The organism is Nonomuraea sp. SYSU D8015, assembly GCF_008065375.1.
In the GTDB taxonomy this organism is placed as follows: domain Bacteria; phylum Actinomycetota; class Actinomycetes; order Streptosporangiales; family Streptosporangiaceae; genus Nonomuraea.
Map to the genome: position 1 here is coordinate 142,386 of NZ_VJYI01000009.1, position 15,539 is coordinate 157,924.

At 71.6% G+C, this 15,539-nt stretch carries 19 protein-coding genes; 8 read left to right on the plus strand and 11 right to left on the minus strand.

What is annotated here, in order from left to right:
- Window positions 1-35: 35 nt before the first annotated feature.
- Window positions 36-299: a YciI family protein gene (locus tag ID574_RS32865; RefSeq protein WP_188192872.1), complete on the minus strand. Its 264-nt coding sequence runs from the start codon at window positions 297-299 to the stop codon at window positions 36-38.
- A gap of 73 nt (window positions 300-372) precedes the next feature.
- Between ID574_RS32865 and ID574_RS32870 the strand changes: the two genes are divergently transcribed.
- From ID574_RS32870 to mmuM, 3 genes are all read left to right on the plus strand, one after another.
- Window positions 373-1,026, plus strand: a complete 654-nt coding sequence (locus ID574_RS32870) for a Crp/Fnr family transcriptional regulator (RefSeq protein ID WP_188192873.1) — start codon at window positions 373-375, stop codon at window positions 1,024-1,026.
- A 62-nt stretch (window positions 1,027-1,088) separates the two neighbouring features.
- Window positions 1,089-1,922: a trehalose-phosphatase gene (gene otsB / locus ID574_RS32875; RefSeq protein ID WP_223167302.1), complete on the plus strand. Its 834-nt coding sequence runs from the start codon at window positions 1,089-1,091 to the stop codon at window positions 1,920-1,922.
- Window positions 1,919-2,785: a homocysteine S-methyltransferase gene (gene mmuM / locus ID574_RS32880; RefSeq protein WP_188192874.1), complete on the plus strand. Its 867-nt coding sequence runs from the start codon at window positions 1,919-1,921 to the stop codon at window positions 2,783-2,785. The genes otsB and mmuM overlap by 4 nt, the downstream gene beginning before the upstream one ends.
- Window positions 2,786-3,307: 522 nt before the next feature.
- Here the strand turns inward: mmuM and ID574_RS32885 are convergent.
- Window positions 3,308-3,736, minus strand: coding sequence for a DoxX family protein (locus ID574_RS32885; RefSeq protein WP_188192875.1), 429 nt, complete (start codon window positions 3,734-3,736; stop codon window positions 3,308-3,310).
- An 83-nt stretch (window positions 3,737-3,819) separates the two neighbouring features.
- Between ID574_RS32885 and ID574_RS32890 the strand changes: the two genes are divergently transcribed.
- Window positions 3,820-4,281, plus strand: coding sequence for a MarR family winged helix-turn-helix transcriptional regulator (locus ID574_RS32890; protein ID WP_223167303.1), 462 nt, complete (start codon window positions 3,820-3,822; stop codon window positions 4,279-4,281).
- A 9-nt stretch (window positions 4,282-4,290) separates the two neighbouring features.
- Here the strand turns inward: ID574_RS32890 and ID574_RS32895 are convergent, their stop codons facing one another.
- Window positions 4,291-5,001, minus strand: a complete 711-nt coding sequence (locus tag ID574_RS32895) for a lysophospholipid acyltransferase family protein (RefSeq protein WP_188192876.1) — start codon at window positions 4,999-5,001, stop codon at window positions 4,291-4,293.
- 160 nt (window positions 5,002-5,161) lie between these two features.
- Here ID574_RS32895 and ID574_RS32900 point away from each other — a divergent pair, with 160 nt between their 5' ends.
- Together ID574_RS32900 and ID574_RS32905 are read left to right on the plus strand one after the other, a co-directional pair.
- On the plus strand, window positions 5,162-5,920 hold the full coding sequence (locus ID574_RS32900; RefSeq protein ID WP_188192877.1) for an alpha/beta hydrolase: 759 nt from the start codon (window positions 5,162-5,164) through the stop codon (window positions 5,918-5,920).
- 46 nt (window positions 5,921-5,966) lie between these two features.
- On the plus strand, window positions 5,967-6,422 hold the full coding sequence (locus tag ID574_RS32905; RefSeq protein WP_188192878.1) for a hypothetical protein: 456 nt from the start codon (window positions 5,967-5,969) through the stop codon (window positions 6,420-6,422).
- 55 nt (window positions 6,423-6,477) lie between these two features.
- On the opposite strand, the gene ID574_RS32910 is transcribed toward ID574_RS32905, so the two are convergent.
- Genes ID574_RS32910 through ID574_RS32940 form a run of 7 tightly spaced genes read right to left on the minus strand, consistent with a single transcriptional unit; the run spans window position 6,478 to window position 12,193 of the window.
- Complete coding sequence (locus tag ID574_RS32910; RefSeq protein WP_223167304.1) at window positions 6,478-7,641, minus strand: hypothetical protein; 1,164 nt, start codon at window positions 7,639-7,641, stop codon at window positions 6,478-6,480.
- A 38-nt stretch (window positions 7,642-7,679) separates the two neighbouring features.
- The gene (locus ID574_RS32915; protein WP_188192879.1) at window positions 7,680-8,375 is read right to left on the minus strand and encodes an endonuclease/exonuclease/phosphatase family protein; all 696 of its coding nucleotides are present in this window, start codon (window positions 8,373-8,375) and stop codon (window positions 7,680-7,682) included.
- A gap of 6 nt (window positions 8,376-8,381) precedes the next feature.
- The gene (locus ID574_RS32920) at window positions 8,382-9,314 is read right to left on the minus strand and encodes an ROK family glucokinase (RefSeq protein ID WP_188192880.1); all 933 of its coding nucleotides are present in this window, start codon (window positions 9,312-9,314) and stop codon (window positions 8,382-8,384) included.
- Window positions 9,315-9,328: 14 nt separating this feature from the next.
- A complete protein-coding gene (locus ID574_RS32925; RefSeq protein WP_188192881.1) occupies window positions 9,329-9,733 on the minus strand; it encodes a DUF5304 family protein in 405 nt (134 codons plus the stop codon).
- 38 nt (window positions 9,734-9,771) lie between these two features.
- Window positions 9,772-10,926 carry an ArsA family ATPase gene (locus ID574_RS32930; RefSeq protein ID WP_188192882.1) on the minus strand — a complete coding sequence of 385 codons (1,155 nt, stop codon included), beginning with the start codon at window positions 10,924-10,926 and terminating at the stop codon, window positions 9,772-9,774.
- Between the two features lies 1 nt (window position 10,927).
- Window positions 10,928-11,365, minus strand: coding sequence for an SRPBCC family protein (locus ID574_RS32935; protein WP_188192883.1), 438 nt, complete (start codon window positions 11,363-11,365; stop codon window positions 10,928-10,930).
- 60 nt (window positions 11,366-11,425) lie between these two features.
- On the minus strand, window positions 11,426-12,193 hold the full coding sequence (locus tag ID574_RS32940; protein WP_188192884.1) for a metallophosphoesterase family protein: 768 nt from the start codon (window positions 12,191-12,193) through the stop codon (window positions 11,426-11,428).
- A 124-nt stretch (window positions 12,194-12,317) separates the two neighbouring features.
- Here ID574_RS32940 and ID574_RS32945 point away from each other — a divergent pair, with 124 nt between their 5' ends.
- Window positions 12,318-14,066 (plus strand): AMP-dependent synthetase/ligase, encoded by a 1,749-nt coding sequence (locus ID574_RS32945; RefSeq protein WP_188192885.1) that lies wholly within the window; start codon window positions 12,318-12,320, stop codon window positions 14,064-14,066.
- Window positions 14,067-14,092: 26 nt separating this feature from the next.
- On the opposite strand, the gene ID574_RS32950 is transcribed toward ID574_RS32945, so the two are convergent.
- Entirely contained in the window at window positions 14,093-14,455 is a 363-nt protein-coding gene (locus ID574_RS32950) for a MerR family transcriptional regulator (protein WP_188192886.1), read from the minus strand.
- Between the two features lie 59 nt (window positions 14,456-14,514).
- Between ID574_RS32950 and ID574_RS32955 the strand changes: the two genes are divergently transcribed.
- Window positions 14,515-15,414, plus strand: a complete 900-nt coding sequence (locus tag ID574_RS32955) for an aldo/keto reductase (protein WP_188192887.1) — start codon at window positions 14,515-14,517, stop codon at window positions 15,412-15,414.
- The last annotated feature ends 125 nt before the right edge of the window (window positions 15,415-15,539 follow it).

A 15,539-nucleotide genomic window follows, 5' to 3' on the forward strand; every position in this document is an offset into this window, starting at 1 on the left:
CGCCCCCACGCGCTCTGAGCGGGTGTGGGGGCGGGTCACATGATCGGGGTCCACTCCTTCAGCAGCACGACTTCGTAGCCGTCCACCGCCGTGTACGGGTCCCGCCGCAGGATGTCCCTCAGTTCGGCCTCGTCCGCCACCTCGTAGACATGCAGCGCCCCGCTGTCGTCCGCCCACGGCCCGGCGGTCACGAGCCTCCCCTCCTCCTTCAACCGCCGCAGGTGCTCCCGGTGCGCGGGCCGGGCGGCCAGCCTCCGCGGGTCGCCGTCGAAGGCCATCTGCAACACGTATCTCGTCATGTCCGGCACGCTAGGGGGCGAGAGGCGGAGAGCTCAGCATCACGGAGCACCGGCGGGGTGTATATCGGGATACATGACGTACACGCTGGCGGACCTGCCGATGTTCGGCGAGCTCGGCGAGGAGCGGTTGCGGAGGCTGGCGGCGCTGGCACGGCACAGGAGCTACCCGGCCGGGCAGGTTCTGTGCACCGAGGGCGACCCGGCCGGCCACCTGATCGTGCTGCTCGACGGCCGGGTGAAGGCCGGGCGGGTGAGCCCGGAGGGCAGGGAGGTGGTGCTGGCCGTGGAGGCGGCGCCGGTGGCGTTCGACAAGACGGCCCTCCTGGTGGACGGGCCGCACCGGGCGACGCGGACGGCCATGACGCCGGTGGAGGTCTCCTACCTGCCCCGCGCGGCCGTGCTGGAGCTGCTGGCCGCCGAGCCCTCCGTCGCGGCGCGGATGTTGCGGACGCTGGCCGCGACCGTACGCGACCTCGACGACCGGCTCACCGACGCCACGGTGCGCGACGTGCCCGCGCGGGTGGCCACCTGGCTGGTACGGCGGTGCGCAGGCGACCGGGTGCCCCTCCACGCCGGCCAGGCCGGACTGGGCGCCGAGATCGGCGCGACGAGGGTGAGCGTCAACCGCGCCCTGCGCTCGTTCGAACGCCGCGGCATGATCGAGATCGGCGCCGGCGAGGTGATCGTCCTGGACCGTCCCGCCCTCGCCCGGCTGGCCGGGATCTGACCCGGGCCGGATGCGGACGAGGCGCTGTTCGAGCCGGTCAGCGTGTTCTATCGTCACTGAACATGGCGACCTCTCGCGCCCCGCTCCGCTTCGTCGAAGCAGTGTCGGCCACCGTTGCCGAGAGCCGGAGATCCGGTTTCTTCTTCGACTTCGACGGCACGCTCGCGCCGATCATGCGCGATCCCGGCGCGGTGCTCCCCGTGGCGGGCGCGGTGGAGCGGCTCCAGACGCTGGCGGGCCTGGTGGGCACGGTGGCCGTGGTGTCGGCCCGGCCGGCCGCGTTCCTGCACGAGAGGTTCTCGCGCGCGCCGCAGGTGCGCCTGTTCGGCTTGTACGGCATGCAGACCGTCGTCGACGGCCACGTGCGCACCGACGCCGTGGCCGAGCCGTGGGCCCCCGTCATGCGCCGCGTGGCCGGGGAAGCCGCCCGTGACCTGCCCGGCGAGGTCCTGGTTGAGGACAAGGAGCTGCTGGTGGCGCTGCACTACCGCGCGGTCCCGGCGCTGCGCGGCGCGGTTGAGCGGTGGGCCTCGGCCAAGGCGGCGGAGCTGGGCCTGCACGAGCAGCACGGCCGTATGGTGGTCGAGCTGCGGCCGCCGGTGAAGCGTGACAAGGGCACGGTCGTCGCCCGCGAGACCGAGACGCTGACCCGCGCCTGGTATTTCGGCGACGATCTCTCGGACGGACGGGCGTTCGAGGCGTTGCGCTGCCGCGAGGAGCGGGATCCCGCCTTCATGGGGGTCAGGGTCGCGGTGGCCAACGGCGAGACCGGCGACGAGCTGGCACGCCGGGCGGACTTCACCGTGGACTCCCCCGAGGACACACCGGTCCTGCTCGACCAGGTGATCGGCGCGTTCCCCGGTCATCCCCCGCGGGCTCTTACCCTGGATGGGTGACCACACTTGTCCTGGACGGTGGCCTGTCCACTCATCTCGAAAAGCTCGGAGCCGACCTCAGCGACGACCTCTGGTCGGCGCGGCTGCTGCTGGAGCGGCCCGAGCTGATCCGGCAGGCGCACGCCGACTACTTCGCGGCGGGGGCCGACGTGGCCACGACCGCCAGCTACCAGGCCACGATCCAGGGCTTCATGAGGCGCGGCCTGGGCGCGGCGGAGGCCGAGTCGCTGATCAGGCTGTCGGTGAAGCTGGCCGGGCAGGCGCGTGACGAGGCCGGACGCGGCCTGGTGGCGGCCTCGGTCGGCCCGTACGGCGCCTTTCTGGCCAACGGCGCCGAATACACCGGCGACTACGACCTCGACGAGGACGACCTCTACGCCTGGCACCTGCCGCGCTGGGAGATCCTCGCCTCGGCCGGCGCCGACCTGCTGGCCTGCGAGACGATCCCCTCCTATCCGGAGGCGCGGGTCCTGGCCCGGCTGCTGCGGCACACGCCTGAGGTGAAGGCGTGGGTGAGCTTCTCCTGCCGGGACGGCGAGCGGCTCAACGACGGCACGCCTATCCGCGAGGCGGCCGCGTTGTTCGCCGGTAATCCGAAGGTGGTGGCCGTGGGGGCGAACTGCACGGCGCCGCGCCACATCCCGTCGCTGATCGCGTGCCTGTCCGGCGGACTGCCGGTCGTGGTCTATCCCAACTCGGGCGAGACGTGGGACGCCGGGCACCGGCGCTGGCTGGGGCTGGCCGATCCGTTGGAGTTCGGGCAGGCCGCCAAGGAGTGGCAGCAGGCGGGTGCCTCACTGATCGGCGGCTGCTGCCGTACGACGCCGGAGCACATCACGCAGATCCGCGCCCACCTGTCCTGAGCCCGTCCCGACCGCCAACGCACGTCCGACGCCTGTCGCCACAGGCACGCCGCACGCCGGACCGCCTCCCACGACGTCCCCGGCTCACCCGGTGACACGGGCGGCGGTCCTGGCCCACTGGGCGCTGACTGGGGCTGCGGCGGCGTCGGGGGGCCGCGGCGCCATCTCGGGCCACCGGCCGCACGGCGACGCTCGTCGGCGTTGCGGTGCCTTGGGGCCGTGGCGCCATGCAGCGGCGGCGCTGCCGGCGGCCGTGAGACGGATGACGCCGGGCGCGGCGGCAGTCGGCCGTGATCCGGCGGTGGCCGCAGCGGGGTCGTGACTCGGCGCTGGCCCGTGGCGGCGGTCGCGGGTCTGAGCGAGAGGTGCAGGAGGAGTGCCCCGCGCACCTGACCCCCAGAACGGAGGGCCCAGGAAGGAGGCCCCTGCGCACCTGACCGCGAGAACGGGAGGTGCAGGGATGAGGGCCCCGCGCACGCCTGACCGCGAGAGCGGTGCGCGGGGCGCCCGGAAGCCGGGGCGCTAGGCGGAGACCGCCTCGGTGCTGCGGCGACGGCCCAGCACGCGGTCGAGCGCCAGCGCGCCGCCGCCGGTGAAGCCGATGGCCAGGCTCGCCGCGGCGAGCGCCAGGACGAACTCGTAGCCGCCCTCTGCGGCGCCGAAGCCGTTGGCGCCGTGGACGAAGACAATGGCGCCGATCATGTTGAGGGCCAGCAGCGTGCCCACGATCGGCAGCGCGGCACCGAGGATCAGCGCGAGGCCGCCCGCGACCTCCAGCACCGCCACGGCGGGGGCGGCCACGCCGGCCAGCGGGATGCCGACGGACTCGAAGAACTTGGTCGTGCCCGCGATCCCCATCGTCGCGAACTTCTGGTAGCCGTGCATGAGGAAGATCACCCCGACGGCGATCCTCGCGAGCAGCAGGGCAATGGGACGCGCTTGGTCGACCATGCGACCTCCTTGACAGAGTCGTTCATTATTGAATGACAACCTTAGCGGATAGTTCAAATCTGAACAACGCGTAGAATGTTCGGGTGACGGACACCACCCGATGGCTGGATGCGACGGAGATGGCGGCCTGGCGCGCTTTCCTGTCGACCTCTCATCTCCTGGAGAGGCGTATCGAAGAGCAGCTCAAGTCGGCCGCCGGCCTGACCCATCCGCAGTACGAGATCCTGGTGCGGCTCTCCGAGGCGCCCGGCCGTCAGATGCGGATGACGGAGCTGGCCAGGGGCGTCATCGTGTCGAAGAGCGCGCTGACGTACCAGATCACCCAGCTGGAGAAGGCGGGCCTCGTGGAGCGCGCCACGTGCCCGTCGGACGACCGGGGCGTGCTGGCGGTGCTCACCGAGGCGGGCCTGCGCTGCCTGGAGCGGGTGGCGCCGGGGCACCTGGAGGTCGTGCGGTCCTACCTCATCGACCGGCTCAGCCGTGACGAGCTGCGCACGGTGACGACCGCCATGCAGAAGACGGAGCAGGCCTTAAGGTCGTCCTAGTGCGCTGTCCTAGTGTTTCGCCGCCGCGGCGGCGCGGGCCGCGCGCTCCATCTCCACCCTGGCGCTGGCGGCGTACTTGTCGACGTATTCCTGCCCGGACAGCTCCATCAGCGCGTACATGATCTCGTCGGTCACCGCGCGCAGCACGAGGCGGTCGTCCTCCATGCCGTAGTAGCGGGAGAAGTCGAGCGGCTTGCCGAACTTGACGCCCGGCCGGATGCCGAGCTTGGGGAGCGGCCGTCCGGGCGGCATCATCTCGTAGGTGTTGACCATCGCCCACGGGATGACGGGCGCCCGCGACTCCAGTGCCAGCCGGGCCACGCCGGTCTTGCCCTTGTAGAGGCGGCCGTCGGGCGAGCGGGTGCCCTCGGGGTAGATGCCGAGGACGTTGCCCTCGCGCAGGATGCGCAGGCCGGTGCGGAGCGCCGCCTCGCTCGCCTTGCCGCCCGAGCGGTCGATCGGCACCGTGCCGACGCCGCTGAAGAACAGCCGGGTGAAGAAGCCCTTGACGCCGCGCCCGGTGAAGTAGTCGGACTTGCCGAGCGAGATGACCTTGCGCTTGAGGTGGAGCGGGCCGAAGAAGTGGTCGGCGAACGACAGGTGGTTGCCGGCCAGGATCGCCGGCCCCTCTCTGGGCACGTTTTCCACGCCTTCTGCCCATGGCCTGAACACAAGGTGGAGGATCGGCCCCAAGATGGCCTTGACCACCCAGTAGAACACCCCGGCACCTCTTCTCCAGCACGTTGTCGGCGGGCAAAGTCATCTTCCCATCTCGCGGGCCATGCTCCTACACCAGCTCTCGCACAATCACCCCCGAACGTGCGACGATCGGGCCGTTCCGGAGGAAATTCCTGGAATGAAACAGCATGGAGGAGCTGTTATGCCGCTCATGCCAGGCGCGGAGCCCTACCACCACGACGGAGGCCAGATCGGCGTGCTGCTCTGCCACGGGTTCACCGGCACGCCCCAGTCGTTACGGCCGTGGGGGGAGTTCCTGGCCGCGCACGGGATCAGCGTCTCGCTGCCCCGCCAGCCGGGACACGGCACCCGATGGCAGGAGATGAACCGGACGCGGTGGGAGGACTGGTACGCCGAGGTGGAGAAGGCGTTCGCGGACCTCCAGGGCCGCTGCCCTGAGGTGTTCGTGGCAGGCCTGTCGCTGGGCGGCTGCCTGGCGCTCCGCCTCGCCGAGGTGCACGGCGCGGCGATCAGGGGTCTGGTGCTGGTCAACCCGTCGATCGCGAACGACGTGCCGCTGCTGAAGCTTGCTCCGCTGCTGAAGTGGTTCGTGCCGTCCGTGCCCGGCGTCGCCAACGACGTCAAGAAGCCGGGCGTGACCGAGCTGGCGTATTCCCGCACCCCGGTGAAGGCGGCCGCGTCGCTGCCCGGGCTGTGGTCGCTGGTGCAGGCCGACCTGGCTAAGGTGACGCAGCCGCTGCTGGTCTTCCACAGCGTGGACGACCACGTGGTGAAGCCGACGAGTGTGGCGATCATTCGCCAGAAGGTCCCGCAGGCCACGATCGAGGAGCTTACCGATAGCTACCATGTTGCGACGCTCGACAACGATGCCGACAGGATCTTTGCCGGTAGCCTCGACTTCATCCGGACACATGCCTCGGTACCCTTGCAGAGGGACTGATCGCACCCAGGGGGAAGTCGCGATCGCTGTGGAGAGGCCCATCTAGGTGACGCCCCAGAGTGACGAGGACGAGGTCTGGCGGCAGATCGTCGCGTCCTTCAACGACACGGCCGAGCGTGACTCGGCCGACCAGCCATGGCCGGACAGCGAGAACGTCCCAGCCGAGCCCACCCGGCGGGTGGTCAAGCCCTCGGAGGAGCTCGAGGAGGACCTCGACGACCCCGAGGACAAACAGGACGACGACCCGGAGGAGGAGGGGCACTACGTGCCGCCTCCGCCCCCGCCGCTGCCCAAGCTGGACCTGCCGACCAAGCTGGCGTGGGTGGCGCTGTTCGGCGGCCCCGCCTATCTGCTGGTCGCCGCCATGGCGAGCTGGCACATGGAGGGATGGGCGTTGTTCACGGCCGTGGCGGCGTTCATCGGCGGGTTCGTGGCGCTGGTGGTGCGCATGGGCGACGGACCGCCCAACGACTCAGGCTGGGACGACGGGGCGGTGCTGTAAGGGGTTCCAGGACGCGGTGCCGTAAGGCGTTCCAAGACACGGTGCTGAAGGCGCTCTAGGACTTCGATTCGCTGGTCCTCGGGGCGAAGGACTCCACGACGTCGGTGTAGCGGTCGGCGACGTCGACCGCGTGCCCGACGGCCCAGACGGTGCTCTTGCCCGCGAGGTAGGCGACGGACTGCAGGCGCACGCTCGTGCGGTTCTCCTTCACGCCGCCGCGGATGATCTCGCAGTCGCCCTTCTCGCAGCGCACCATGAACGGCTCGGCCGCCCGCTCCGGGTCGTAGCCGGCCATCCAGTAGCGGCCCTTGCCGTCGCCCGTGACCCCGTAGAGGCGGGCGTCGGAGTCGGGCAGCCGCTGCTCCTTCCAGCGCTTGCCGTTCCAGGTCAGCACGAGCGGGGCGATGTCGCCGGGCCCGCGGTAGACGCCGCCGACGGCCACCGCCCGCTTGGCGCTGTCGGCCTGGACGTCGCGCAGGTAGCCGCCGGGGATCGAGGGCAGCGGCATGGACTTCCACGTGCCGCCCGAGTACTGCACGACCAGCGGCTCGGTGCCGGTGTCGCCGACGGCGAACCCGCCCGCCACCGCGTAGAGCGCGCCCTTCTCCTCGGTCTCGTGCACCGTCCAGGTGTTGCCCTGCCCGGTGAGGATGAGCGCCTGCTTGTCGCGGCTGCCGACCGCCACGACCTTGCCCGGCTTGGCGTCGACGCCGCCGAGCCAGTCGCCGGTCCGCAGCAGGGGCTGCGGACCGGCGGCCGGCTCGGCGGGCCGCAGTCCCTGCGGCCTGACCCGGTCGAAACCCGTCACGTCGCCGTGCGCGAGGTACGGCAGCCCGTCGTGCCCGTCTCCCACCGCCCACACGTCGGACGGCGCGGCGGCGGCCAGGCTGCGCAGGTTGCCCGCCGCCGTGGCGTCGCGGAGGGGGACCTCGGTCCACCGGGCGCCGTTCCAGTGGCGGATCGTGCCGCGGTTCTTCCACACGTCCCAGATCTCCTGCTGGCCGACCGCCCAGACGTCGCTGGAGGAGATCGCCAGCACGTCGGAGAGCGAGCCGTCGGCCTGGAGGCGCACGCTGGTCGACTGCTGCCACGCCTCGATCGCGGCGGGGCGGCGGGGATCGGCATGCGCGGCGGGCGTGACCTGCGGCAAGGCCGCCGACGTCGACAGGAACGCCACCAAGGACAAGGAGAGCGCACGCCGCTGAAAGCGACGGGTCATGCTGCAAATGCTACGGGCTGACCGGCCCCTCTTGCCCGTTAGTGCCCAAGTCGCAACTCCGCGACGACGGGAAGATGGTCGCTGGCCCCGGCGAGATCGGCGATTCCGGCGTCCACTCCCCCGCACGACACGACACGCGCGTCGCGCGCGGCGAACACCCCGTCGATGCGGACGGCGGGCCGCGCGGCCGGGAACGTCAGCCCGTCGCCCTTGGGCGCCACCGCGTAGCAGTCGGCCAGCCGCCCGGCCAGGTAGCGCCAGGCCGGCTGGTCGGGCTGCTCGTTAATGTCGCCGGCGAGCACGATCGTGGCGCCGTACGGGGCCGCCGCGCGCTCCATGAGGGCCACCGCCTCGGCGGCGTGGTGGACCCTGGCAGGGTCGTTGAGGTCGAGGTGGAGCGAGCCGACGGCCAGGCGCGCCCCGTCGGCCTCCACCACGGCGACCGCCAGCCCGCGAGCCTCCAGGCCGAGGAAGACCCGCAGCGCGTGGCTCTCGCCCCGCAGCACGCGGACGCGGGGGCCGACGAGCACGGCCACGCCGCCCAGCCTGCCCTCCGTGGCCGGCCGCAGCCCCGCCGCGGCGGCCAGCGCCCGGCGCCTGGCCCGCCAGCGGAGGAACCTGGGCGCCTCCTGCACGCACAGCACGTCGGCGCGCATGGCGGCGATGACCTCGGTGAGCGCGGGCACGCTGTCGCGCAGCCCGTGCACGTTGTAGGTGCCGACCCTGATCGTCACGCGGCCCTAGCGCAGCCTGGCGAGGTCGGCGGCGCCCACCACCCCGGCCGAGGCGCCCAGCTCGGCCAGCCGGATCTCGGCCAGCGGCCGGTGCCCGTGGCCGGTGAGCCGCTGGGCGAAGGCCTCGCGGGCCCGGTCGATGAACAGGTCGGCGGCCCGGGAGACGCCGCCGCCGACGATGAAGCAGCCGGGGTCGAGCACGGACGCCAGGTCGGCCATGCCCTGGCCCAGCCAGTCGGCGAAGGAGGCGAACGCGGCGAGTGAGACCTCGTCGCCCAGTCGCGCGGCCTCGGTGACCTCTTCGCCCTCGATCTTGCCGCCGGCCAGCCCCAGCAGGGTCTTGGCCTGCTCCGGCCGGGCCTCGGCCAGCTCTCTGGCCTCCTTGACCAGGCCCTGGCCGCTGGCGTACTGCTCCCAGCAGCCGACGTTGCCGCACCCGCACGGCCGCCCGCCGGGCTGGACCTGCATGTGGCCGAACTCGGCGCCCGTGCCCCAGCGGCCTCGGTAGAGGACGCCGTCGAACACCAGGCCGCCGCCGATGCCGGTGCCGAGCGTGATGCAGACGACGTGTGACTGGCCGCGCCCGGCGCCGAACCTGGTCTCGCCCCAGGCCATGGCGTTGGCGTCGTTCTCGATGACGACCGGCAGGCCGACGAGGCCGCTGATCTTCTTCTGCAGCGGCTCGTCACGCCAGGCGAGGTTGGGCGCGAAGCGCACCATGGACCGGGTCTCGTCGACGAACCCTGCCGCGCCCACCCCGACGGCCTCGATCTCCCTGCCGGCGGACAGCTCGCGAACGACGTCGGACACCGTCTCGGCCACCAGGTCGGGACGGTCGGCGGCGGTCGGCCGCAGCGTGTGGGCGACGATCTTCCCCTGGTCGTCGACCACACCAGCGGCGACCTTGGTCCCGCCGATGTCGACACCGATCGTGAGCATGCCCTTCGTTCTCCCTATCCCAGATCTATGTGTTCCACGTTGTCGCGGCCCTCACGATTGTCCCGCTCCCTGTCCCGCTGCTGCGCACTGGGGGCGGGCCTGCTCAACGCGTCCAGCGCCTCGCGGAACGCGGCGAACAGCTCGCCGCCCGCGGCCATCAGGTGACCTGTCACGTCGGAGCCTGACTCGCGGCGCGCCGCGATCGCCCGGCAGAACGGGCAGGCACGGCAGATGTACTCGTCGTGCGGCTCGGAGACGGCTTCCTCCCACACGTCCCGCTCCCTGCGGCCACCGCCGGTGAACGAGTTGAACACGGTCTTGCCGACCTGGCGCGTGGCGCGTCCCTGAATCGACTCGAACAGCTTGCGCGCCTCGTCGGCGACGCTGCCGATCGGGTCTCTGTCGTTGCTCTCGGTCATCTGGCCCTCCCTGACGTCTACGGGTAGCGGTGTCCGGGTCAGGACTCGCTTCCCGAGCTGAACGCTACCCGCAGCACGCCGTCGCGGAGCGACGCTCCGCTGATCTTCCTGCGCGCCAGGGCCACGGGCAGCGCAAGGATCCGGCGGTACGGCCCCGCGGTGACGATCAGCTCGTCGCCCTTGCGGGCCAGGTCGACGTCGTCGCGGTCGGCGCCGGGCAGCGCGAGGGCCAGCTCGTCGGCGGTCATCCGCAGCGGCGGCTCCACGGCGGGGGCGGCGAACGGGTCGCTCTCGCCATAGAGCCGGGCCCCCACGGCGGCCAGCGCGGCCCTGCCGACCGGCTCGGCGGGCAGGTAGGGGACGACGTGGATGGGCAGCGGCGCGAACGACTGCTCCGCCTCGGCCAGCAGTCGCGACTGCGCCGCCACCCACTGGGCGCGCCACGCGTCGGCGCCGTCCGCGGGGAAGACCCGATTGGCGATCACGGCGTCGACGCGGTAGCCGTACAGGTTGAGCGAGGTCAGGGTGCGCCTGGCCTCGGCCAGCACCACCGATTCAGGGGTGAGCACGAGGCGCACGGAGGCGTGGTCGCCGGTGAGCAGCTCGCGCACCTCCATCAGGCCGCGGTGGAAGCGCTCGCCCGCGTTCATGACCCCCTCGCCGGGCGCGCTGACGCCGGCCACGCCGCGCACGAACGGCGAGACGAGGCGCACGATCTTGCGGCCGACCGGCATGAGCCTGCTGACGTGCCAGTCGAGGGCCTCGGGCAGGGCCAGCAGGCGCAGCGTCTCGGCGGTGGGCGCGCAGTCGACGACGATCACGTCCCAGCGGCCCTCGCGGGCGTGCTCGCGCAGCTCCAGCAGGGCGATGACCTCCTCGGCGCCGGGCAGCACCGTGATCTCCTCGGAGGTGATCTCGTCGAGGCCCAGCTCGGCCAGCAGGCCCCGGGCGTAATCCTGCAGCTCGCCCCAGTGACGCTCCAGCGACTTCTGCGTGTCGACCTGGTGAAGGTGGAGGCCCGGCGCGACCTCGCCGGGCTCGACGGCCAGCGCGTCGGCCAGCGAGTGCGCGGTGTCGGTGGACACGATGAGCGTCTTCAGCCCGCGGGCGGCGGCGAGCGTGGCCGTCGCGGCGGCGGCCGTGGTCTTGCCGACGCCGCCCTTGCCGGTGAAGAGCAGGACCCTCGGACTCAACTCAGCGGCCTTCGACGCGCTTCTTGAGCCCCTTGAGCGCGGTGTCCACGATCACCTTCTCCGCCTTGCGCTTGATCATGCCGATCATGGGCACGCTCAGATCGACCGTGAGCTCGTACGTCACGTCGGTGCCACTGCCCCGGTCGGCGAGCAGGTAACTCCCCCTGAGGTCGGCGACCATCTTCCCCGGCTCGGCCACCTGCCAGCTGACGGCCTCGTCGCCCTGCCACGTGTAGCTCAGGGTGTAGGAGTCGCTGATCATGCCGGCGTCGAGGACGAAGCGCACGGTCTGCGCCCTGCCGTCGGCGCCGGTGCTGAGGACCTCCGCGCTCTTGATCGATCCGGCCCATTCCGGATAGGACGGGAAGTCCGCGATGACCGCCATGACATCGGCGCGACCGGCGTCGATGGTGGTGCTGGAAGTGGTGCGATCAGCCATGCGACCACCGTAGTGCACGAACCCCTGCTCGCGGAGGACCGCGGGCGGCGGTGGCCCGGTTCACCACTCGAGCACGAAAGGAACGCCCCTTCCGCGGAAATGGCCCACGTTCACGCACTCGGTGCGGCCGATCCGGGTGCGGCCGTGGAGCGGGTTGTGGACGTGGCCGAACAGGGCGTAGCGCGGCTGCGTGCGTTCGATCGCCGACAGGGTGGCCTCGCTGCCGCGTTCGAACCGCCGGGCCACCACGTCGTACAGCAGCTCGGGGACTGCGGGCGGGATGTGGCAGCACAGCACGTCCACCTCGCCGACCGCCTCGACCTTGGCGGCGTACTCCTCGTCGCCGATCTCGTACGGGGTCCGGTATGGGGTCTCGAGCCCGCCGCCCACGAACCCGAACCGCAGGCCGCCGATCTCTGCGGTCTCGCCGTCGAGCACGTGCTGGCCGGGGCGCAGGTAGTCCGGCCACAGGCGCGGGAGGTCCACGTTGCCGTAGGTGAGGTAGGCCGGGGTCGGCATGGCGGCGAAGAGCTCGTCGTACTGGGCGCGGACGTTGCGCTCGATGTGCTCGCGCGGATCGCCGTCGAGGCTCGCCCACAGCGCCGCGGACATGGCCCTGGCCTCGTCGAAGCGCTTGGCGGTGCGCAGGCCGATGAACTCGGCGGCCTTGTCGGCGCCGAACAGGTCGGCGAAGATGCCCTGCGCGTGGTCGTCGTAGTCGATGAAGAGGATCAGGTCGCCCAGGCAGATGAGCGCGTCCGCGCCGTCGCCCGCCCGGGCCAGCGCGTCGGCCCTGCCGTGCACGTCGCTCACAACATGGACCCTCATGAGGGGAATCCTAGGGTGAGGGCTGCTAGCGTGATGAATGCCCTTCATAACGCCTCAATGACGACGCTACCCGTCCGTAACTTAAGGCGGTAACGTCCAGGCGTCACCGAAGAGGAGTTGATTCGTGCGCGAGTACACCGTCCCGGTCCTGGTCGACGTGCCTGCCTCGGCGAGCCTGGCCGACACGGTCTTCAGACGGGCCGAGCAGGAGCCCGGCGCGATCATCATGCGCCGCAAGACCGACGGCGGGTGGCCCGTGGTCACCGCGGCCCAGTTCCGCGACCAGGTGGTCGAGGTGGCCAAGGGGTTGATCGCGGCGGGCGTGGAGCACGGCGACCGGGTGGCGCTGATGTCGCGCACCCGCTACGAGTGGACGCTGGTCGACTACGCGATCTGGTCCATCGGGGCGGTCACCGTGCCGATCTACGAGACGTCGTCGGTCGAGCAGGTCAGGTGGATCCTGTCCGACAGCGACGCCAAGGCCGTGTTCGTCGAGCTGGACACCCATGAAGAGACCGTGCGCGAGGCGGCCCCCGAGCTGAAGTCCGTCTGGCGGATCGACGGCGCGCTGGAGACCGGTGACGTCGCGGCCTCCGAGGTCGACGAGCGGCGCGCCCGCATCACCGGCGCCGACCTGGCCACGATCGTCTACACCTCCGGCACCACGGGCCGGCCCAAGGGCTGCCACATCACCCACGACAACCTGCTCTTCACCGCGATCAACGTGCTGCGCGGGCCGCTGGAGCCGCTGTTCAAGCGCGAGGACCCCGCGGCGCTGCTGTTCCTGCCGCTGGCGCACATCTTCGCGCGGATGATCCAGGTGGTGCTGATCGAGGCGGGCGCGATCATGGCGCACACGCCGAACATGAAGAACGTCGCGCCCGACCTGCAGGAGTTCAAGCCCACGTTCCTGCTGGGCGTGCCGCGCGTGTTCGAGAAGGTCTACAACGGGGCCGAGCAGAAGGCCATCGCGGGCGGCAAGGGCAAGATCTTCGCCCAGGCCGTGGACGTGGCGGTGGCGTGGAGCCGCGCCGAGAGCTCGGGCGGCGCCTCGCTGGGGCTGCGGCTGCGGCGGGCCGTGTTCGACAAGCTCGTCTACTCCAAGCTGCGCGCCGCCACCGGCGGGCGGCTCTCGGCCGCCGTGTCCGGCGGCTCGGCGCTGGGCGAGCGGCTCGGCCACTTCTTCAAGGGCGTCGGCATCGAGGTCTTCGAGGGGTACGGCCTGACCGAGACCTCCGCGCCGTGCTCGGTCAACATGCCGGGCGCCAACAAGATCGGGACGGTCGGCAAGCCGCTGCCGGGCGTCACGCTGCGCATCGCCGACGACGGCGAGGTCCTCGCCAAGGGCCGGAACGTCTTCGCGGGCTACTGGAAGAACGACGAGGCCACGGCCGAGGTGATCGACTCCGACGGCTGGTTCCACACCGGGGACGTCGGCGAGCTCGACTCCGACGGCTATCTGCGGATCACCGGGCGCAAGAAGGAGATCCTGGTGACGGCGGCCGGCAAGAACGTGGCGCCGGGACCGCTCGAGGACGCGCTGCGCGCCCACCCGCTGATCTCCCAGGCGATGATCGTCGGCGACGGCCGTCCCTTCGTGGCCGCCCTCATCACCCTGGACCCCGAGGCCGTGCCGGCCGGGTCGTCGGTGGCCGAGCTGCGGTCGGACCCGAAAGTGCGGGCGGAGATCCAGGCGGCGGTGGACCGGGCGAACCTGTCGGTGTCCAAGGCGGAGCAGATCAAGAAGTTCACGATCCTGGAGGCGGACATCACGGAGGACAGCGGGCACCTGACTCCGACGCTGAAGGTGAAGCGCGGGGTCGTCATGCGCGACTTCGCCAAGGAGATCGACGAGCTGTACACCGGCCATTAGACCGCCGCCACCGCCGTCGCGTGGCGTCAGGCGGCGACGGTGGCGGCTCGTTCCGTGGCCGTCAGGATCGCGGCCAGGGCGTCACGGGTCGCCCCGATCTCGGCGAGCTGCGCGTCCAGGATCGTGAGCCGTTCGCGCAGATGCCCGAGCGTGCAGGCGTCGAGGACGTCGCCCGAGCCGGACACGCACGGCAGGACGTCCTTGATGACCTTGGTCGGCAGCCCCGCCGCCAGCAGCGTGCGGATGCGCCGCACCACGACCGGAGCGCCGGAGTCGTACCGGCGGTGGCCGCCCTCCGCCCGGTACGACGTCAGCAGCCCCTGCTCCTCGTAGTACCGCAGGAGCCTCGCGCTGACCCCCGTCTCACGGGACAGCTCCCCGATCTTCATGTGACGCTCCTCACGCCGGCTTGCATCTCACATCGATGTGAACTTCTAGCGTGACGGCCATGAGAGAAATTCCTCGCGACACCGCGCGCACGTTCTCCATTGGCGGCGACCTCCAGGTGACCAGGATCGGGTACGGCGCGATGCGCCTGGCCGACGGCCCCGAGCCCGCCCCGTCCGCCATGGAGGCTCACATCTGGCGTCCGCCCGCCGGCCGCCCCGGCGCGATCGCGCTCCTGCGCCGGGCCGTCGAACTGGGCGTGAACCTGATCGACACGGCGGACGCCTACGCCTTGGGCGCCAACGAGGAGCTGATCGCCGAGGCGCTGCACCCGTACGGGGACGGCGTGACGGTGGCCACCAAGGTCGGCGTGGTGCGCCCGTCCCCCACCGAATGGGTGCCCCTGGGACACCCGGCCTACCTGCGCCAGCAGGCCGAGCTGGCGCTGCGGCGGCTGCGCGTGGAGCGGATCGACCTGCTGCAGTTGCACAGGATCGACCCCGCCTACCCGCTCGCCGACCAGATCGGGGCGCTCGCTCAGCTCAGGGACGAAGGCAAGGTGCGCCACATCGGCTTGTCGGAGGTGGGCGTGGACGAGCTGCGCCAGGCGGCGGAGATCACCCCGATCGCGAGCGTGCAGAACATGTACAACCTGTCCGCTCGTGGGCACGAGGCCGTCGTGGACCACGCCGCCGAGCACGGCATCGCGTTCCTGCCGTGGTTCCCCTTCGCGGCGGGCGCGCACGCTGCTCCGGGGAGCCCGCTGGCGGAGGTGGCGGCCGAGATCGGCGTCACGCCGGCACAGGCGTCGCTGGCCTGGCTGCTGCGCCGCTCCCCCACCGTGATCCCGATCCCCGGGACCTCCTCGATCGCCCACCTGGAGGAGAACGTGGCCGCGCTGCCGGTCAAGCTGAGCGACGACCAGTACGATCGCCTGTCGGCCGCCGTGCCGTCGGCGTGAGCCCGCGGGCCCGGCGCCTCGCCGCTCTTCCACGTCGCCGCCCGGCCTCTCGGACCGCTCGCTCCTGACCGTGTCAGGGGCCGAGACGGTGACGTCCGGAACCGTTGTGCCCCAAGCCGAACGCG